Annotated in this window: 19 protein-coding genes; 9 read left to right on the top strand and 10 right to left on the bottom strand. The window is 71.6% G+C overall.

Translation table 11 applies throughout. From position 1 onward, the window contains the following. Window positions 1-98: 98 nt before the first annotated feature. Both AB0B76_RS33280 and AB0B76_RS33275 read right to left on the bottom strand, forming a co-directional pair. Window positions 99-986 carry an RIO1 family regulatory kinase/ATPase gene (locus AB0B76_RS33280; protein ID WP_360382823.1) on the bottom strand — a complete coding sequence of 296 codons (888 nt, stop codon included), beginning with the start codon at window positions 984-986 and terminating at the stop codon, window positions 99-101. A gap of 142 nt (window positions 987-1,128) precedes the next feature. Further along, complete coding sequence (locus AB0B76_RS33275) at window positions 1,129-1,776, bottom strand: HAD family hydrolase (protein WP_360382821.1); 648 nt, start codon at window positions 1,774-1,776, stop codon at window positions 1,129-1,131. A 154-nt stretch (window positions 1,777-1,930) separates the two neighbouring features. On the opposite strand from AB0B76_RS33275, the gene AB0B76_RS33270 reads away from it, so the two are divergent. The 6 genes from AB0B76_RS33270 to AB0B76_RS33245 all read left to right on the top strand — a co-directional run bounded on the left by AB0B76_RS33270 (window position 1,931) and on the right by AB0B76_RS33245 (window position 7,032). Beyond that, window positions 1,931-2,503 carry a helix-turn-helix domain-containing protein gene (locus tag AB0B76_RS33270; protein WP_360382819.1) on the top strand — a complete coding sequence of 191 codons (573 nt, stop codon included), beginning with the start codon at window positions 1,931-1,933 and terminating at the stop codon, window positions 2,501-2,503. Between the two features lie 82 nt (window positions 2,504-2,585). Next, window positions 2,586-3,539: a TIGR04222 domain-containing membrane protein gene (locus AB0B76_RS33265; protein ID WP_360382817.1), complete on the top strand. Its 954-nt coding sequence runs from the start codon at window positions 2,586-2,588 to the stop codon at window positions 3,537-3,539. Then, window positions 3,536-4,360 carry a DUF692 domain-containing protein gene (locus tag AB0B76_RS33260; RefSeq protein WP_360382816.1) on the top strand — a complete coding sequence of 275 codons (825 nt, stop codon included), beginning with the start codon at window positions 3,536-3,538 and terminating at the stop codon, window positions 4,358-4,360. Before AB0B76_RS33265 ends, AB0B76_RS33260 begins: the two co-directional genes overlap by 4 nt. Then, window positions 4,342-4,773, top strand: coding sequence for a hypothetical protein (locus AB0B76_RS33255; RefSeq protein ID WP_360382814.1), 432 nt, complete (start codon window positions 4,342-4,344; stop codon window positions 4,771-4,773). Before AB0B76_RS33260 ends, AB0B76_RS33255 begins: the two co-directional genes overlap by 19 nt. Window positions 4,774-4,799: 26 nt before the next feature. Continuing rightward, a complete protein-coding gene (locus AB0B76_RS33250) occupies window positions 4,800-5,573 on the top strand; it encodes an SDR family oxidoreductase (protein WP_360382812.1) in 774 nt (257 codons plus the stop codon). A gap of 646 nt (window positions 5,574-6,219) precedes the next feature. Next, window positions 6,220-7,032 (top strand): caspase family protein, encoded by an 813-nt coding sequence (locus AB0B76_RS33245; protein ID WP_360382810.1) that lies wholly within the window; start codon window positions 6,220-6,222, stop codon window positions 7,030-7,032. A gap of 944 nt (window positions 7,033-7,976) precedes the next feature. Here the strand turns inward: AB0B76_RS33245 and AB0B76_RS33240 are convergent. From AB0B76_RS33240 to AB0B76_RS33230, 3 genes are all read right to left on the bottom strand, one after another. Further along, a complete protein-coding gene (locus AB0B76_RS33240; protein WP_360382808.1) occupies window positions 7,977-9,896 on the bottom strand; it encodes an ABC transporter ATP-binding protein in 1,920 nt (639 codons plus the stop codon). 115 nt (window positions 9,897-10,011) lie between these two features. Beyond that, entirely contained in the window at window positions 10,012-10,794 is a 783-nt protein-coding gene (locus AB0B76_RS33235) for an enoyl-CoA hydratase/isomerase family protein (protein WP_360382807.1), read from the bottom strand. Next, window positions 10,791-11,015, bottom strand: a complete 225-nt coding sequence (locus AB0B76_RS33230) for a helix-turn-helix domain-containing protein (RefSeq protein WP_223102223.1) — start codon at window positions 11,013-11,015, stop codon at window positions 10,791-10,793. The genes AB0B76_RS33235 and AB0B76_RS33230 overlap by 4 nt, the downstream gene beginning before the upstream one ends. A 618-nt stretch (window positions 11,016-11,633) precedes the next feature. On the opposite strand from AB0B76_RS33230, the gene AB0B76_RS33225 reads away from it, so the two are divergent. Further along, on the top strand, window positions 11,634-12,485 hold the full coding sequence (locus AB0B76_RS33225) for a hypothetical protein (RefSeq protein WP_360382804.1): 852 nt from the start codon (window positions 11,634-11,636) through the stop codon (window positions 12,483-12,485). A 262-nt stretch (window positions 12,486-12,747) separates the two neighbouring features. On the opposite strand, the gene AB0B76_RS33220 is transcribed toward AB0B76_RS33225, so the two are convergent. Further along, entirely contained in the window at window positions 12,748-14,346 is a 1,599-nt protein-coding gene (locus AB0B76_RS33220) for an ABC-F family ATP-binding cassette domain-containing protein (RefSeq protein ID WP_360382803.1), read from the bottom strand. Between the two features lie 187 nt (window positions 14,347-14,533). On the opposite strand from AB0B76_RS33220, the gene AB0B76_RS33215 reads away from it, so the two are divergent. Then, window positions 14,534-15,475: a neutral zinc metallopeptidase gene (locus tag AB0B76_RS33215; RefSeq protein ID WP_360382801.1), complete on the top strand. Its 942-nt coding sequence runs from the start codon at window positions 14,534-14,536 to the stop codon at window positions 15,473-15,475. Next, window positions 15,472-16,137, top strand: coding sequence for a DNA alkylation repair protein (locus AB0B76_RS33210; protein WP_360382800.1), 666 nt, complete (start codon window positions 15,472-15,474; stop codon window positions 16,135-16,137). The genes AB0B76_RS33215 and AB0B76_RS33210 overlap by 4 nt, the downstream gene beginning before the upstream one ends. Here AB0B76_RS33210 and AB0B76_RS33205 read toward each other — a convergent pair. From AB0B76_RS33205 to AB0B76_RS33190, 4 genes are all read right to left on the bottom strand, one after another. Next, window positions 16,121-16,741, bottom strand: coding sequence for a LysE family transporter (locus tag AB0B76_RS33205; protein WP_360382798.1), 621 nt, complete (start codon window positions 16,739-16,741; stop codon window positions 16,121-16,123). The genes AB0B76_RS33210 and AB0B76_RS33205 overlap by 17 nt on opposite strands. A 237-nt stretch (window positions 16,742-16,978) precedes the next feature. Then, on the bottom strand, window positions 16,979-17,305 hold the full coding sequence (locus AB0B76_RS33200; protein WP_360106255.1) for a metal-sulfur cluster assembly factor: 327 nt from the start codon (window positions 17,303-17,305) through the stop codon (window positions 16,979-16,981). Beyond that, entirely contained in the window at window positions 17,302-17,766 is a 465-nt protein-coding gene (gene sufU / locus AB0B76_RS33195) for a Fe-S cluster assembly sulfur transfer protein SufU (protein WP_360382797.1), read from the bottom strand. The genes AB0B76_RS33200 and sufU overlap by 4 nt, the downstream gene beginning before the upstream one ends. Next, window positions 17,766-19,013 (bottom strand): cysteine desulfurase, encoded by a 1,248-nt coding sequence (locus tag AB0B76_RS33190; RefSeq protein WP_360382795.1) that lies wholly within the window; start codon window positions 19,011-19,013, stop codon window positions 17,766-17,768. Before AB0B76_RS33190 ends, sufU begins: the two co-directional genes overlap by 1 nt. Between the last annotated feature and the right edge of the window lie 4 nt (window positions 19,014-19,017).

The following is a 19,017-nucleotide window of genomic DNA, read 5'->3' as shown; positions in this document are numbered from 1 at the left end:
GCCCTCCCGATCAGCGGCACGGCGGACCACCCTCGCCGCCGGGTCCGCCCCGCCGCGGCTCGCCCGTTCACGAATCGGGCGAGCCGCGGTCTGTTCTCTCAGCGGATGCCGGCGTCGTGCAGCAACTCCACGACGAGCGGCTCGGGGTCGACCGGGAAGCCCTTGCCCGTGAACCAGCGCGCCACGTTTGCCACGTCGCGGGCGAGGAACTCGGCCCCGTTCGGGTTGATCACCACGTCGACGATCTGCGGCAGGTCGATGAAGACCAGCCGCTCCCCGTCCACGAGCAGGTTGTACGGGGACAGGTCGCCGTGGGCCAGGCCGGCCCGGGCCAGCACCCGCAGCCCGTCGACGAGCTGCCACCACAGCGACTCCAGCTCCGCCCGCGAGGGGCGGGTCTGGGCGAGCCGGGGCGCGGCGGTACCGTCCGGCGCTCCCACGAACTCGAGCATGACCTCGGTGCCGAGCAGCTGCACGGGGTACGGCACGCTGACCCCCAACGCCCACAGCTGACCGAGCGCGCCGAACTCCGCGGCCGCCCACTGCCCCGCGAGCGCCTCGCGCCCGAAGGCGGTGCGGCTCTCCATGGCGCGGGTGACGCGGGACGCGCGGACGCGGCGGCCCTCGAGGTACCCGGAGTCGCGGTGGAACATGCGGTGCTCGGCGGCGCGGTAGCGCTTGGCCGCCAGCAGCGTGCGGGGCCCGTCGGGCACCGCACGCTCGACGAGGTGGACGTCGGCCTCTTTGCCGGTCTTGAGCACGCCGAGCTCGGTGTCCCGGGCGGAGAGCTCGGTGACCACCCAGTCCGGACGGGGCTCGGGGCCGTGCAGCACGCCGGGGGTGTCCCAGGACGAGTACCGCTCGTCGCCGGACGGGTCGTCCGACGAGTCCCACGCGGTGTCGAAGTCGTGGGAGAGGCGCTTCAGGAAGTTCGGGTCGTCGTCATCGAAGCGACGGCGTGATGAAGCAAAGTTTTGGTCGCGCAACGCGAGTTCTCCTGAGTCAAGGAAGGAAGAAGGTTCACGGGCATGCGAAAGCGCGCCTTGACGGCAGCCATGTAAACCAACCCCCTTCCGACTCGGAGTTGTCGCCAGTGTGCAACGGGTCCGGAGCGGGCGCAACCGATTTTCAGCGCGAGGCCATGACCTCGGCGATCGCGGCGATCACGCCGTCGGCCGTCCGGGTCGGCGTGTAGCGGCCCTCGACCCAGGCCCGCCCGCGGTGCAGCCAGACGCTGCGCATCCCGGCCGCGTCCGCCCCGCCGATGTCGGCCTCGGGGCTGTCGCCGATCATCCACGCGCCCGACAGGCGCATCCGGGCCCGCTCGGCCGCGATGGCGAAGATGCGCGGGTTCGGCTTGCGCACGCCCGCCTCCTCGGAGATGACCCAGTCCGCGAGGTACCGATCCAGGCCGGTCTTCCGCAGTTTCTCCTCCTGCTGGCGGGACTCGCCGTTGGTGACGACGACCGGCACCCACCCGGAGTCCTCGGCGATGGCCAGGGCGCACGCGGTCAGCGGGTCCAGCCGCATGCGGTCCATGATCGCCTGGCGGATCTCCTCCACGAGGTCCAGCGCGCTGTACCGCAGCCCGTAACGGTCGCGCAGCCCCTCGGCGACGTCCCAGGCCGACCCCATGCCGTCCGCGTCGACGGAGAGCAGCCATTCCAGGTCGTACTCAGGGGCGCCGATCTCGTCCAGGAACCCCGTTGCCCACGCGCGGAACGCCCCGGCCCTGTCCAACAGGGTGTCGTCCAGGCTGAGCAACAACAGGGGCACGCGGGCAGGGTACGTGACCAGTCCGATATCGAACAGATCCTCATGTTCGCGGGAGGCCCGATAAATTGGTGCAAACCCGGGCCAAACGCCGGGAAGAAACACGGGCGAAACGACCCTGTTCGCAAACCGTATGTACGGCTTGCATAATCGAGGCGTGCCCAGGGTGAGCCAGGACCAGCTCGACGCGCGCCGGAGGGAGATCCTCACCGGCGCCCGGACGTGCTTCGCCCGCCACGGCTACGAAGGCGCGACCGTGCGGCGGCTCGAGGAGGAGATCGGCCTGTCCCGCGGCGCGATCTTCCACCACTTCCGGGACAAGGACTCGCTCTTCCTGGCCGTCGCCGAGGACGACGCCGCCACCATGGTATCGACGGTCGCCCAGCACGGCCTGGTGCAGGTGATGCGCGACCTGCTGGCCGCGGCGGACGCCTCCGACACCGGCGGCTGGCTCGGCAGCCAGCTCGAGGTGTCGCGGCGGCTGCGCACCGACCCCGAGTTCGCCAAGCGCTGGGCCGCCCGCTCGGAGGCGGTCGCCGAGGCCACCCGCGAGCGCCTCCAGCGCCAGCTCGAGGCCGGCGTGCTGCGCGACGACGTGCCGATCGGCATCCTGACCCAGTTCCTGGAGCTCGCCTACGACGGGCTCGTCCTGCACCTGGCCACCGGCCGCCCGGTCGCCGACCTGGAGGCCGTGCTCAGCCTGGTCGAGGCGGCGGTCCGGCGTAACTGACCGGTCGCCGTCGGCCACAAGGTTTCCTCAAGTGTCCGAATGGCGAGGTGAAACGCTCGACAGCCGCACCCACACTGAGCGCATGACGACATCGATCGTGGCGGGGCCGGGTGACACCTGGGGCATCCCGGGCCCGCAGTTCCTGTGGCTGTACTTCGGCCTCGCCGCTGTTGCGATCATCGGCGTGCTCATCTGGCGGCGCTCCATCACCGGCGGCCCGTCACTGCGCAACGCACGCGACCTCACCCCGACCCAGGCCGCGCTGATCAACGGGGATCGCCGCCTCGCCGTCTACAGCTCCCTCGCCGCCCTCCGCACCGCCGGCAGCATCGAGAGCGACAAGCGCGGGTACCTCCACCAGACCGCGATTCCGCCCACCGGAGCCTCCGAGCTCGACCGGGCCGTCTACGCGCTCGCCCGCAACAGCATCAACATGACCGGCCTGCTCACCCACGCGAGCGTGCGCTCCGTGCTCGACCGCGCCGAGGCCGACCTGGCCCAGGGCGGCTGGATCCTCGACGCCGAGGCCCGCCGCGCCGTACGCATGGGCGCCCTGGTCGTCTTCGCCGTCGTCGCGCTCGGCATCTTCCGCGTCTTCGCCGGCGTCAGCAACAACCGGCCGGTCACCAACCTCGTGCTGCTCATCGTCCCGGTGGCCGTGGTCGCCTTCGCGCTGCTGTCGGTGCCGCGGGTCTCCGCGGCCGGCAAGAAGCAGCTCAACCGGATGCGCGCCGCGGTGCGCCATCTCTCGCCGAGCCAGAAGCCGTCCTGGTCCACCTACGGCCCCGAGGCCGCGGCCCTGAGCGTGGGCCTCTTCGGCGCCGGCGCGTTCTGGCTCGCCGACCCGTCGTTCGCCGCCGAGGCCGAGCTGCAGCGCAACATCGCCCAGACCGGCTCCGGGTACTACTCCAGCGGTTCCAGCTCCGGCTCCTCCTGCTCCAGCTCCTCGTCCTGCTCGAGCAGCTCCTCGTCGTGCTCGAGCGGCTCCAGCTGCGGCGGGGGCTCCAGCTGCGGCGGCGGAGGATGTGGGGGATGACCGGCCCGCAGTACGGCGTCGGCATCGGCTGGCGCCCCGAGATCGCCGGCTACGTCGCCGCCCTGCCCGGCCTGCGCTTCACCGAGGTGGTGGCCGAGTCCCTGCACCCGCACGCGCCCGTGCCCGACGCGCTCGCCGAGCTCGTCGGGCGCGGGGTCACCGTCATCCCGCACGGCGTCAAGCTCTCAATGGGCGGCGCCGAGCCGATCGCCGACGAGCGTGCCGCCCACCTCTACGAGTGCGCCCGGCTCCTGAACGCGCCCCTGGTCAGCGAGCACATCGCGTTCGTGCGTGCGGGCGGGCTCGAGGCCGGGCACCTCCTGCCGGTCCCGCGCACCCGCGAGTCGGTCGACGCGATCGTCGCCAACGTCCGCCGCACCCAGTCCGCGCTCGGTGGGGTACAACTGGCGCTGGAACCCATTGCCGCCCTGTTCGACTGGCCGGACGCGGAGCTGACCGAGGCCCAGTTCCTCACCGAGATCCTCGACCGCACGGGGTGCGCGCTGCTCCTCGACATCGCCAACGTGTACGCCAACGCCCGCAACCGGCACGAGAGCGCGACCGCCCTGCTCGACGAGCTGCCGCTGTCCCGGATCGCGTACGTCCACGTGGCCGGCGGCATGGAGCACGGCGGCTTCTACCACGACACCCACACGGACGCGATCCCGCCGGAGGTCCTGACCCTGGTGAAGGACCTGTGCGCCCGCACCACGCCGCCGGCCCTGATGCTGGAGCGCGACGGGGACTACCCGCCGGCGGCGGCCCTGACGGCCGAGCTGGACGCGATAGCGGAGGCGGCCGGATGGCCGGCGATCACGTGACCGACCCGGCGGCGTCTGTCGCCGCCGGCGGCGGCCTCGCCGCCCGGCAGCAGGCTCTCGTCGTCGCCCTCGTGGCCGGCGGTGAGCTCCCGGCGGGCTTCGACGAGGCGGCCGTTCAGGCGACGAGGACCGCGCTGCGGCGCAAGCGCGCGGGCGAGGTGGCCCAGCGGTGGCCGTTCCTGGCCGCGTCGTACGGCCGGGACTGGCCGGCGACGTTCGCCGCGTGGGCCGCGACGCACCCGCCGAACGGCTCCTTGCGCGACGGCTGGGACTTCGCCCGCTCGGTGGGCGCGGCCCTGCCGGAGCTGGCCCGGGAGGAGCTGGAGGCCCGCGAGGCGGAGCTGTCGTACGACGGCGAGTCGGCCCCGGTCCCCCGCCGCCGGAGCCTGTGGACCCGCCTGCGCCGGCGCTGACCCTTCGCTCCCATACGATCACGGGCATGGATCTCGGCCTCACCGACCGCGTGTACGTCCTGACCGGCGCCTCCCGCGGCCTGGGCTTCGCGACCGCCCGGGCCCTGGCCGCCGACGGCGCGAGGGTGGTCGTCTCCGGCCGCACCGCGCAGACCGTGAAGGCCGCCGTCGAGGCCCTGGGCCCCGACCGCGCCGAGGGCCTGACCGCCGACCTGGCCGCCCCCGACACCGGCGACCGCCTCGTGGCCGCCGCCCGCACCCGCTTCGGCCGCCTGGACGGCGCCCTGATCTCGGTCGGCGGCCCACCGCACGGCGGCGTCCTGGAGACCCCCGAGGAGGCCTGGCAGTCCGCGTTCCAGACCATCTTCCTGGGCACCCTGCGCCTGGCCCGCACGCTGGCCGCGGCGATCGGCACCCGGGAGCCCGGCCACGACGCGGCAATCGGTCTGGTGCTTTCTTCGTCGGTACGTCAGCCGCTGCGTAACCTCAGCATCTCCAACGGCCTCCGCCCGGGCCTCGCGGGCGTGGCGAAGGACCTCGCCGGCGAGCTGGGCCCGCGCGGCATCCGGGTCTTCTCCCTGCTCCCCGGCCGCTTCCTGACCGACCGCAACCGCGAGCTCTTCGACGCCGCCACGGACCCGGCGCGCGCGGAGGCCGAGGCCGCCGCGGCCGTACCGCTGCGCCGGATCGGCACCGCCGACGAGTTCGGCCGGGTGGCCGCGTTCGCCCTCTCCCCCGCCGCGTCCTACCTGACCGGCGCCGCGATCCCGGTGGACGGCGGGAGCATCGTCGCAATCTGACAGTGCCCGATTCCAGACAGTACGAACCCGAACGACCGCCCCCGAACGACACCTTCGCCACGACGGAATCCGAAGGTCAACGCCACTTTGCCTGTCAACAGCGCTTGATCGAACGGACACGAACGACAGGATCCGAACGATCTGCCCCACCTTGTATCAGGAACAACCACCCCGTCCTCATGTCACGAAACGGCGCCGCCCTCCCCCCAGCTCGCGGCGCCACCAGCGGGGACGGAGACACACCCATGCAGCCACGATTCACGCGGTTACCCACGGCGGACACCGACCGGACGGACCCCGCCTGCGCCCGGCCATGACCGCCCCCGACGATCCAGACGAGTCCTTGCTGGCCGACCTGCGGCGGGTGTTCGCCCTGGCCGACCCGGTCCCCTCGTGCCCCGGCCCCGATCCCGCACACCCGGCCGCCCGCCCACCCGACCGGATCGCCTGGGACGACATCGAGTTCCGACGTCCCCCACCTTCGCGCCGGCCCCCCGTTCACCGTCCGCAGCCGCCATCGCCGTAGTTGTCCAATTTGTGCGTTTGAGCAAGGGGCGCCGTTCCAGCGGCACCCGGCTGCCCAACCGCGGCCACCCTCTGTGACGCCATCGATGCGTAAGGTCCGCATTCGAGTCACGGGGGAACCATGAAACGCGCACTGTGCATCGGGATCAACGACTATCCCGGCACCGAGAACGACCTCGCCGGCTGCCGCAACGACGCCGACGACTGGGCCGCCGCGCTCACCGCACGCGGCTTCGACGTACGCCGCCTGCTGGACGGCGCCGCCTCGGGCGCCGCGATCCGCACCGGCATCAGAGAACTGCTGACGACCGCAACGGACGGGGACGCGGTCATCATCACGTACTCCGGCCACGGCACCTGGATCCCCGACACCGACGGCGACGAGCCGGACCACCGCGACGAGGCCATCTGCCCGCACGACATCGCCGAGAACGGCGTCCTGCTGGACGACGAGCTGCACGACCTGTTCGCCCTGGCCGCGCCCGGGGTGCGGACCGTCCTGATCTCCGACTCCTGCCACTCGGGCACCCTGACCAGGCTGAACCACCCGTCACGCACGCGCTTCCTGCCCCCGTCGGCGTTCCTGCCACCGCAACAGGTCCCGCGGCTCATGCAGTCCCCGGCCCCGCGACCCGCCACCACGATCCCGCTCCCCGTGACGGCGCACGCGACGAGGCCGGCGGATCAACGCCCGACCGCGCTGCTCCTGGCCGGCTGCCTCGACACCGAGTACTCCTACGACGCCACGTTCGACGACCGCCCCAACGGCGCCTTCACGTACGTGGCGCTCTCGGCCCTGGCGGGCCTACCACCCACAGCGACGTACCACGATTGGATGCGAGCGATCCGCGCCGTGCTCCCGAGCCAGGACTACCCGCAGACCCCGGCCCTGCAGGCGACGACGGACCAGCTCGCCTGGCCGCTGTTGTCCTGAGCCTCGGCCATTCCACCACGACCGTGCGCCCTGACTCCGACACCGCGGACCGCGCTCAGCTCGAACAACGCGGTCGTGGCGTCGGCGTGGATCGCACAGCCTGACCCTCCGCGGCGGGCGAAGAAGCCGTCAGGGCCTCGCGGGCGATTGGGTGGCGAGGAGGTCAACGACGGCAGACCCGTCATGTGCAGGCCGCCCGCGCTCTGGCTACGGGCCGTGCGTGGATCCCGGCGCCGACGGGCGACCACGAACCCGGCGGCGGCGTGGATAGTGCGCGGCCCACAGCGCCGCGGGCGGCCGAAGACGTTGCCAGGCGCTGCGATCGGCGTTGGGCTGGGACAACGCCGGATGGACAGCCCGCAGGCGGCACACCAGTGGCCAGGGCGCCGGCATGGGCTATGGCGCCGTCGAGCGGTCACGAATTCATCCGAGGCGTGGGTCGTGCACGCCCCACGAGCGGTCGAGCAGCAGCGGTGGAGGAGCCGTCAGGGCGTTCCTGTCGGCGTTGCGTGGCCTTGCGGCGGTTCGGCGACCGAGAAGCACCGCATGCAGGCAGCGCGCAGTGACCAGGGCGCTGGGCGTGGGCCTGACGCCGGCGGACCTGTGCGCCGTCGTGGATCTAGGCGCCGTCGTGGACCCGTGCGCCGTGCCTGAGCCCGTGCGCCGTGCCTGAGCCCGTGCGCCGCGCCTGAGCCCGTGCGCCGCGCCTGAGCCCGTGCGCCGCGCCTGAGCCCGTGCGCCGCGCCTGGACCCGTGGGCCGCGCCTGGACCCGTGCGCCGCGCCTGGACCCGTGCGTCGTGCCTGAGCGCGTGTGCGGGGCCTGGCCTCGCGTGCCGTTCGGCCAGGGCGCCGTGCCTAGGCTCGGCTCGCGCGCCGTGCCTGGGCCCGGGGCGCGGCGGGGTGGCGAGGACGGTTGCGGAGGCCGGCGGGCGAGCTGTAGGCGTCAGGGGGTTGCCGTTGGGGTTGGGTGGGGCAGCGGGGAGTCGAGCACGGCGAACTGGGTTCGGTACAGCTCGGCGTACAGGCCGCCCGCGGCTACCAAGGTGTCGTGGGTGCCTCGCTCCACTATGCGGCCGCCGTCGACCACCAGGATCTCGTCGGCGTCGCGGATGGTGCTCAGGCGGTGGGCGATCACCAGGGCCGTGCGGCCGGTCAGGGCCTCCGACAAGGCGCGCTGCACGGCCGCCTCCGACTCGGAGTCGAGGTGGGCCGTCGCCTCGTCCAGGATCACGATCGACGGGGCCTTGAGCAGCAGGCGGGCGATCGCGATGCGTTGTTTCTCGCCTCCCGAGAAGCGGTACCCGCGCTCGCCGACGACGGTGTCGAGGCCGTCGGGCAGGGACTCGACCAGGTCGCCCACCTGCGCGCGCCGCAGGGCCGTCCACAGCTCGTCGTCGGTGGCGTCCGGCCGGGCGTAGCGCAGGTTCTCGGCGATCGTCTCGTGGAACAGGTGGGAGTCCTGGGTGACGACGCCGATCGTGTCGCGCAGCGACTGCAGCGTGGCCTCGCGTACGTCGATGCCGCCCACGAGCACCGCGCCGGACGTCACGTCGTACACCCGTGGCAGCAGCATCGCGGTCGTGGACTTCCCGGCGCCGGACGGGCCGACCAGCGCGACCATCCGGCCGGGCGCGACGGAGAACGTCACGCCCCGCAGGACCTCGTCGGTGATGGTGCGGTCGAGCGCGGAGACGTCCTCGAGCGAGGCGAGCGAGACCTCGGCGGCGGACGGGTACCGGAAGTGGACGTCGCGGAACTCGACCGTCGCCGCGCCGCGGGGGATCTCGCGCGCCTCGGGCCGCTCGGCGATCGCCGGCGCAAGGTCTAGCACCTCAAAGACGCGTTCGAAGCTGACGAGTGCGCTCATGACGTCGACGCGCACGTTGGAGAGGGCGGTCAGCGGCCCGTAGAGCCGGGTCAGCAGCAGCGCGAGGGTCACCACGGTGCCCGCGGTGATGCGGCCGTGCACGGCGAGCCACCCGCCCAGGCCGTAGGTGAGCGCCTGGGCCAGCGAGGCCACGAGCAGCATGCTGACGAAGAAGACGCGGCTGAACATCGCCGTCTGGATGCCGATGTCGCGCACCCGCCCGGCGCGCTCGCCGAAGCGGGCGGCCTCGTCGTCGGGGCGGCCGAAGAGCTTGACGAGCAGCGCGCCGGCCACGCCGAAGCGCTCGGTCATGGTGGCGTTCATCTTCGCGTCGAGCTGGTAGGCCTCGCGGGTGATCGCGGCGAGCCGCTTGCCGACCCGGCGCGCGGGCAGGATGAACAGCGGCAGCATCACGAGCGAGATGAGCGTGATCTGCCACGACAGGGTGAGCATGACGGCCGCGGTGAGCACGAGCTGGATGACGTTGCTGACCACGCCCGACAGGGTGGAGGTGAAGGCCCGCTGGGCGCCCTGCACGTCGTTGTTGAGCCGGCTGACGAGGGCGCCGGTCTGCGTGCGGGTGAAGAACTGCAGCGGCATGCGCTGCACGTGGTCGTACACCAACCGCCGCAGCGACAGGATGATGCCCTCGCCGATCCGGGCGGAATACCACCGCTGGACGAGCGACAGGAGCGCGTCGACGATCGCGAGGGCGCCGATCAGCAGGGCGATCCGCACGACCGCGGTGCCGGCGTCGGGGCGGCCGCCGCTGATCTTGTTGATGACGTCGCCGGCGAGGTAGGGCGTCGCGACCCCGATGCCGGCGCCGATCACGACCGTGATCAGGAAGACCAGGATGTCGCGCCGGTAGGGGCGGGCGAAGCGCAGGATCCGCCTCGTCGTGTCGCGGCCGAGCTTCTTGCCGGCCAGCTCGTCGGCCTTGCGCAGCGAGCGCAGGGTCTCCCACCCCGTCATGCTGCTCATCGGCGAAGACATTGCCGCACACCCCCGAAGCCCGAAGTACCTGCCGGGTGTGATTGTGCCCGGCAGGTACGACAACTTTTCGAGGGCGCCGCCGCTTCCCGGTCGCGACCAGGTATTTCGACCTAGGTCATTCGCCCCGGCCGGTAAGGTCCGCGATGCGCCGCCGCTGGGCCGTGCGCTCCGCGGCCTCCTGCTGGGCGAACGTGTGCCCCGCGGCCCGGGCCAGCAGCGCCTTGATCTCGATCACCGCGTCGCGCGGGCCGGCGAGAACGGCGGACGCGAGGTCCTTGGCGGCGTCGTCGAGCTCTGCCCGCGGTACCACCACATTGGCCAGGCCGATCTGGGAGGCCTCGGCGGCCGTCACGCGCCGCCCGGTGACGCACAGTTCGAGCGCCCGGGCGTAGCCGACCAGCTCGACCAGGCGCTTGGTGCCGCCGAGGTCGGGCACGAGGCCGAGCTTGATCTCGGCCATGCTGAACGAGACGTCGTCGGCCGCGACCCGGAAGTCGCAGGCCAAGGCGAGCTGGAAGCCGCCGCCGATGGCGTGCCCCTGCACCGCGGCGATCGAGATCAGCGAGGGCCGGCGCAGCCAGGAGAACGCCTCCTGGAATCCGGCGATGCGGGCGTCGGCGTCGGACTCGGAGCCGGCGGCGATCTCGCCGAGCATCTTGGTGGCGGAGGTGGTGTCGAGCCCGGCTGAGAAGGCCCGTCCCTCGCCACGGACGATGACGACGCGCACGTCACCCGGCAGTGTCCGACCGAACTCTCGCAGATCAGCCCACAGCTCGGGGGTCTGCGCGTTCAGGACCTGGGGCCGGCACAACGTCACCGTCGCGACCGGCCCGTCGAGGTCGAATCTCGCCTCACCCGATCCGGGTGCGGCGCTTGCCGAGGAGGCGTTGGCGCTCACGCCTTCTTGCGGCGACGGGCGCCGCCACGCTGACGAAGCTGAACGCCGGATTCGGTCAGCACCCGGTGCACGAATCCATAGGAACGGCCGGTGGAAGCGGCGAGTGCACGGATACTCTCACCGTTGGTGTACCGCTTCACGAGGTCCTTCGCCAGCGTCTGCCTTTCGGCGCCGATGATCCGGCGACCCTTCTCGGTGCTGGTGGTGGCGGTGGCTGCCATGCTGATCCCTCACGTCCCAGACTGAGCGGTTGGTGCGGTCCCACCTATTAGACCGCCTCGAACGATCATGCGCTAGATATCGACGGGGCGCCAACCGACACGCTGAGCATTGTCGCCTACCCGATACCGTGATGCGCCGTGATGAGCGAACCGTCCGTGGACCGACCGCGCACTGCGCACCGTGAGCGTCTCGATGCACTGTGTTGGCTGCTCCTGGCCCTCGGCGGCCTCGCGCTGGCCGCGCTCGCGGTGCAGCTGGACGCGCGTCTGGGCACCGCCAGTGCCCCCTTCCTCGGCAGGTACAAGATCAGAGTCGGTCCCGGCTCGATTCTGGCGCCCGTCATCGCCGCCGGCACCCTGTGGGCCGCCGCGGCGCCGGCGTTCGCCCGGCTGAGGTGGCGCGAAATTCAGCTTTTCGGGTACACCGTGGGTCTGCTGTGGGCAATCACTTTGGCGCTTGTCGATGGATGGTCGGGCCTTACGAAAGCCTTGGGCTCGCCCGAGGAATATTTGGGCGACGTACGCCAGGTGGGTGACTCGCCACTGGAATACCTCAGACATTTCACGGCCGACGCCGCGTACCACTCGGTAGCTTCCCGGGGCCATCCTCCGGGCCCCGTGCTCTTTTTGTGGGCGCTGCAACGAATCGGCGTCGAGGACCACATTTTGCTCGGTTTCCTGATCACCGCCGTATCGGTGCTCACGATTCCCCTCGTGCTCGCCGCGGTGCGCGACTCGGTCGGCGAGGAGGCGGCCCGGCGGTACCTACCGGTGCTGGTTCTCGCTCCTTACGCGATCTGGACCGCGGTCAGCCTCGACGGGCTCGTCGCCGTGCTGGGCGCGGCCGCGATCGTCTCCGGCCTGCGCGCGAGCCGGCGCCGGGTGCGCGGGTGGGCGGCCACGGGCTGGGCGGGGCTGGCCGGCCTCCTGGTCGGGGTGGCCGCGCTGTTCTCCTACTCCGCGCCTTGGCTCGGCCTCTCCTTGGTTTGTGTGTACTTCGCGCGCCGCCGCGCCTCGCTCAACGTCCTCAGCGGCGTGGGGGCGTTGCTGCCCGTCCTGGGCACGAAGCTGCTCGGCTTCGGCTGGTCCGATGGTCTGGTGGCCGCGGAGACGGACTACGCGGCCCGCGTGGCGCCGTACCGCTCCGTGCTGTGGTGGAGCGCCATCAGCGTGGTCGTGGTGCTGCTGGCCGCCGGGCCGCCGCTGTACGCCAGCGCGCGCAAGCTCCGCAACACCGCCATGTGGCCGTTCCTCGTGGGCGCGGGCGCGGCCGTGGTGTTCTCGATCGCCGCGGGTCTGGCCCGGGGCGGGGTCGAGCACGCCTGGCTGCCGTTCTTCCCGTGGCTGACGGTGGCGGCGGTGGCCCCGGAGCGCCCCGGCGGCGAACCACCACCCGCGCCGCTGCTGCTGACCGGGATCGGGGCGCTCGTGGCGGTGATCGTCGAGGGAGTGCTTGTCACGCCCTGGTGAGAACCGACTTATCGCCTGTCGGGGTATAAATCCGAAATGTCGTGGCGCGGAGCGCTCGACATTTCGTTCGCACGCGGGAGCGTCCAGCCTTCGTCGCGGGTTGGAGCAGGTAGGAGCGCCCAGCAACGCGAGGCACGCAGAAGTGCCGAGCACTGCGTCGCACGTGGGAGCGTCCGGCACTTCGCCGCAGGTCGGAGCAGGTAGGAGCGCCCAGCAACGCGAGGCACGTTACGACGCCCGCGAAAGCGTCCGAGCGCCTACGTCAGGCGAGCTCGACCAGCTCCAGCAGATCGTCGCTCCATGCGTCCTCCACGCCGTCCGGCAGCAGGATCGCGCGGTCCGGCTTCAGGGCCTGCACGGCGCCCGGGTCGTGGGTCACCAGCACGATCGCGCCGGGGTACCGAGCGATCGCGTCCAGCACCTGCTCGCGGCTGATCGGGTCGAGGTTGTTCGTCGGCTCGTCCAGGAGCAGGACGTTGGCGCCGGAGCAGACCAGGGTCGCGAGCGCCAGGCGGGTCTTCTCGCCGCCCGACAGTACGCCCGCCGGCTTCTCCACGTCGTCGCCGGTGAACAGGAAGGCGCCGAGGATCTTGCGCAGCTCGGTGTCGTTCTGGTCCGGGGCGGCCGAGCGCATGATCTGCAGGATGGTGCGGTCGACCTCGAGCTGCTCGTGCTCCTGGGCGTAGTACCCGCGCTGGAGGCCGTGCCCGGGCATCACCTCGCCGGTGTCGGGGTCGAGCTCGCCCGCCAGCATGCGCAGCAGCGTGGTCTTGCCGGCGCCGTTGAGGCCGAGGATGGCCACGCGCGAGCCGCGGTCCACGGCGACGTTCACGTCCATGAAGATTTCGAGGGAGCCGTACGACTTCGACAGGCCGCGCGCGGTCAGCGGCGTCTTGCCGCAGGACTTGGGCTCGGGGAAGCGCACCTTCGCCACCTTGTCGGCGACGCGGGTCTCCTCCAGGCCGTCGAGCATGCGCTCGGCGCGGCGGGCCATGTTCTGCGCGGCGACGGTCTTGGTGGCCTTGGCGCGCATCTTGTCGGCCTGGGCCATCAGGGCGCCGGCCTTCTTCTCGGCGTTGGCGCGCTCGCGGCGGCGGCGCTTCTCGTCGGTCTCGCGCTGCTGCTGGTACAGCTTCCAGCCCACGTTGTAGAAGTCGATCGTGGCGCGGTTGGCGTCGAGGTACCACACCTTGTTGACGATCGCGTCGAGCAGGTCGACGTCGTGGGAGATGACCACCAGGCCGCCCTTGTGGCTCGACAGGAACCCGCGTAGCCAGGTGATGCTGTCGGCGTCGAGGTGGTTGGTGGGCTCGTCGAGCAGCAGGATGCCGCCGCCGGTGGCGCTCGCGTCGCGGAAGAGGATGCGGGCCAGCTCGATGCGGCGGCGCTGACCGCCGGACATGGTGCCGATGGTCTGGGCGAGCACGCGGTCGGGCAGTCCGAGATTGGCACAGATGCGGGCGGCCTCGGCCTCGGCCGCGTAGCCGCCGAGCCCGGCGAACTGGTCCTCCAGCTGGCCGTACCGCCGGATCAGCCGTTCGTCGTCGCCCAGTCGCTCCTCGAGCGCCTTCATCTCGGCGTAGATGGTGTCCAGGCCGCGCGCGGAGAGAACCCGGTCGCGGGCCGTGACCTCGAGGTCGCCGGTGCGGGGGTCCTGCGGCAGGTAGCCGACCGGGCCGCGCCGGTCGACCTGACCCGCGTGCGGGGTGCCCTCGCCCGCGAGGACCTTGAGGGTCGTGGTCTTGCCGGCGCCGTTGCGGCCCACGAGACCGATGCGGTCGCCGGGCTGGATGCGCAGGTTGATGTCGCTGAGCAGGATGCGCGCGCCCGCGCGCAGCTCAAGGCCGTTCGCCGTGATCACGGAAAGCTCTCTCTTCTGAAAAAAGGACAGACCCCTGGTGTCGTACCGGAGTCACTCCCTCTGCGTGATCACGCCGATAGTCTACCGTGCGATCCCGGCAGGCCCGCCACACGATTACGTCACACGGTCAACGGGTAACTTGCCGTTCGAGCAGACGCCGGTCGATACCCTACCCCCGAGGTGTGCGATGGAGTTCAACGACGACGCCGATCTTGACACCAGCCAGGTCAACGACCTGCGCGGGTCGGGCGGCGGTGGAGGCGGAGGCGGTGGCCTCGGCGGCATCCCGATCCCGATCGGCGGCGGCCGCGGCGGCATCATCGTCACGGTGATCATCCTGGCCGTGGTGCTCTGCGGCGGCGGCGGCCTCTTCGGCAGCGGGCTGCTGGGCGGCGGCGGGGGCGGCGACAACGCCAAGCCCGACAACTCGGCCCTGAACACGCAGTGCGACAAGTCGAACAAGGACCGCTTCAAGAACGCCGACTGCCGCAACGTGCTGTACATCAACTCGGTCCAGGCCTACTGGAAGACCGAGATGCCGGCCGCGTTCGGCAAGCAGTACAAGGTGGCGAAGACCAACTTCTTCAGCGGATCCGTCAACACCGGGTGCGGCGCGGCCGACTCCGGCGTCGGGCCGTTCTACTGCCCGGCCGACAGCCAGGTGTACATCGATCTGACCTTCTACAACGAGCTGAACAGCCGCTTCGGGGCATCGGGCGAGTTCGCGGCGCCGTACGTGCTCGCGCACGAGTACGGCCACCACATCCAGAACCTGCTCGGCACCAACGCCAAGGCCGAGCAGGGCGCGCAGCAGGGGGCGAACTCGGCCTCCGTGCGCCTGGAGCTGCAGGCCGACTGCTACGCCGGCACCTGGGCCAACCACGCGACGGAGACCAAGGACCCGCAGGGCGACGCGCTGTTCAAGTCCATCACCGACCAGGACATCGCCGAGGCCGTGCAGACCGCCGAGGCGATCGGCGACGACACGATCCAGAAGAAGGCCGGCCAGAAGGTCAACCCGGACGGCTTCACCCACGGCACGTCGGCGCAGCGCAAGAAGTGGTTCCAGCAGGGCTTCAACACCGGCGACCCGCGCCAGTGCGACACGTTCAACACCAGCAACCTGTGATCCTGCAACGACTGGAGCACATCTTCGGCGCGGCCGCCGATCCCGGGCAGGCCGCGCCGATGCGCGCCTACATGCGGAACCGCTTCGAGTTCCTCGGCATCACCAGCGTGCCGCGCCGCGAGCTGACCCTGGACGTGCTGCGCGGCACGCCCCGCCCCGGCGAGGCCGACCTGCTCGCCACCGCGCGGGCGTGCTGGGCGCTGCCGGAGCGGGAGTACCAGTACTTCGCCTGCGACTACCTGCGCAAGCACGCCGCGGTGCTCACGCCGGCCGCGGTACCGGTGCTGCGCGAGCTCATCACCACCAAGTCCTGGTGGGACACCGTCGACACCCTGGCAGCGAACGTGTGCGGCCCGCTGGTGGCCGCGCACCCGGCGCTCGTGTCCACCATGGACACGTGGACGGCGCCGGGGACGGACCTGTGGCTGGTGCGCACCGCACTCCTCCACCAGCTGCGGTACCGCGACCGGACCGACCGCGCGCGCCTGTTCGACTACTGCGAGCGCTGGTCGGCCGAGCCGGACTTCTTCATCCGCAAGGGGATCGGCTGGGCGTTGCGCGAGTACGCCAAGAGCGACCCGGCCGGGGTGCGCGAGTTCGTGACCGCGCACCCCGGCCTGTCGCCGCTGTCGGTCCGCGAGGCGCTCAAGAACCTGGGATGACGAGCATTACGGCGAGCACCGCGATGACCGCGCTCGAGCTCAGGGCCGTCCACAGCCGCCCCCGGGCGCCGGTGAGCACCCGCCCGAGCAGCGACCCGCCGGCCGCCAGGAACAGCTGCCAGCTCGCCGACGCCACGAACGCGGCGACGACCCACAGCGCCTCGGCCCCCGCGGAGAGCCCGTCGTCGGCCCGCCGCCCCAGCACGAGCGATCCGAAGTAGACGATCGTGGCCGGGTTGAGCAGCGTGAGGCCGAGCAGCGTCAGATAGGCCCGCCGCCCGTCGGTCGGCCGGGCCACGGCGGCCTCGTGGCGGTGCCGGAGCGCGTCCCAGGCGGTCTTGCCGGCCAGCGCGAGCAGTACCGCGAACGCCACCCAGCGCAACACCCCGGAGATCGGCGCGATGAGCCCGGCGAGCGCGGCCCCGCCCAGGACGGCGATGACCGCGTAGAGCCCGTCGGCGGTGGCGACGCCCAGCGCCGCGGCCGCGCCGACCCGCCACGAGTGCCGCGAGGCGAGCGAGACGATGAGGGCCCCGATGGCCCCGACGGGGACGGCGACACCGTACCCGGCCAGGAGGCCGCTGAGGACGACCTCGGCGCTCATGCGAGCGGCTGGCGGCTCGCCTCCGTCAGGACGCCGGCCTGTCGCTTCGACCCCTCGCCGACGGCAAGGGACGATACGGACGACGGGAATGGGCCTCGACTCATGCGGCGATCATGCCGTCGCCGAGGCCGATCCGCCAGCGAATTGCGTCGCCCGCGCCCACCTCGGCAGGAAGGCGCAGGCGCAGATCCCGAGGGGGCGTGGGTGGAGCGGAGCTCCCCCAGAGGAAGTACAGCGTCAGACGTTGAAGCCGAGGGCCCGCAGCTGGTCGCGGCCCTCGTCGCTGATCTTGTCCGGGCCCCACGGCGGCAGCCACACCCAGTTGATGCGGATGTCGGAGACCAGGCCGCCGCCCGGGCCGGTGCACAGGGCCTGGCGCGTCTGGTCCTCGATCACGTCGGTCAGCGGGCAGGCGGCCGACGTCAGGGTCATGTCCAGCGTCGCGACGTTCTCCTCGTCGACGTGGATGCCGTACACGAGGCCGAGGTCAACGACGTTGATGCCCAGCTCCGGGTCGACGACGTCCTTCATCGCCTCTTCGATGTCGGCCAGCACGGCGGTCATGAGTTCTCCTTGGACACTTCGGGTGACGAGGCGGAGGCCCGGGACAGCGCGTCCTTGAAGGCCATCCAGGGCAGCAGCGCGCACTTCACGCGCGCCGGGTACTTGGCGACGCCCGCGAAGGCGACCGCGTCCTCCAGCAGTTCCTCGTCCGGCTCGACCTGACCGCGGCCGCCCATGAGCTCGGCGAACGCCTCGTGCCGACGTAGGGAGTCGGTGACCGTCGCGCCCTTGAGCAGGTCGTACAGCACGCTCGCCGAGGCCTGGCTGATCGAGCAGCCCATGCCCTCGTAGGAGACGTCGGAGACGCTGCCGGCCTTGAGCGACACGCGCAGGGTCACCTCGTCGCCGCAGGTCGGGTTGACGTGGTGAGCCTCGGCGTCGAAGGGGTCGCGCAGGCCCCGGCCGTGCGGGCGCTTGTAGTGGTCCAGGATGATCTCCTGGTACAGCTGGTCGATCTGCATCAGGCGAACACCTTCCGGACCCGCTCGACCCCGCGGACCAAGGCGTCGATCTCGTCGTGGGTCGTGTAGAGGTAGAACGACGCGCGGGTCGTGGCCGGGACGCCGAAGCGCACGCAGGTGGGGCGCGCGCAGTGGTGGCCGACCCGGACCTGCACGCCCTCGTCGTCGAGGATCTGGCCCACGTCGTGCGGGTGGACGTCGTCGACCGTGAACGAGATCGTGGCGCCCCGGTCCACAGTGGACGTCGGCCCGATGATGCGGATGTACGGCAGCGAGCCGAGCGCGTCGAGGGCGTACGCGGTCAGGGCCTTCTCGTGCTCGACCACGTTGCCCATGCCGACGTCGCTGAGGTAGTCGACCGCGGCGCCGAGGCCGATGGCCTGGGCGATCGGCGGGGTGCCGGCCTCGAACCGGGCCGGCGGCGGCATGAACGTGGTGCCGGTCATCGACACGGTCTCGATCATCGAGCCGCCGCCGAGGAACGGGGGCATCGCGTCGAGCAGCTCGTAGCGGCCCCACAGCGCGCCGATGCCGGTCGGGCCGAGCATCTTGTGGCCGGTGAAGGCGACGAAGTCGGCGCCGAGCGCGGCGACGTCGACCGGCACGTGCGGCACCGACTGGGAGCCGTCGAGCAGCACGAGCGCGCCGGCCGCGCGAGCCTTGGCGACGAGCAGCTCGACCGGGTTGATGGTGCCCAGGATGTTCGAGTAGTGCACGACCGCCAGGAGCTTGGTGCGCGGCGTGATGAGCTCGTCGATGTCCGACAGGTCGAGGCGGCCCTCGTCGGTGATCCCGAACCAGCGCAGGGTCGCGCCGGTGCGCCGCGCGAGCAGCTGCCACGGCACGATGTTGGAGTGGTGCTCCATCTCGGTCACGACGATCTCGTCGCCGGGACCGAGCCGGAAGCGCGGGTCGTCCGCGTCCGCGGTGAAGGCGTGCGCGACCAGGTTGATGGCCTCGGTCGAGTTCTTCGTGAACACGATCTCGGTCGGCGACGGGGCCCCGATGAAGGCCGCGATCCGTTCGCGGGCTCCCTCGTAGGCCGCCGTCGACTCGGTGCCCAGCGTGTGCACGGAGCGCGCCACGTTGGCGTTGTGCCGCTCGTAGTGCTCGCGGATCGCGTCGATCACCTGGCGCGGCTTCTGCGAGGTGTTGCCCGAGTCGAGGTACACCAGCGGCTTGCCGTTGATCGTCCGGTCGAGGATCGGGAAGTCCTTGCGAAGCGAGTCGACATCGAGGCCGGTCATCAGA

It is taken from the genome of Dactylosporangium sp. NPDC049140, from assembly GCF_040648435.1.
This window is presented reverse-complemented; position numbering and strand designations above follow the sequence as displayed.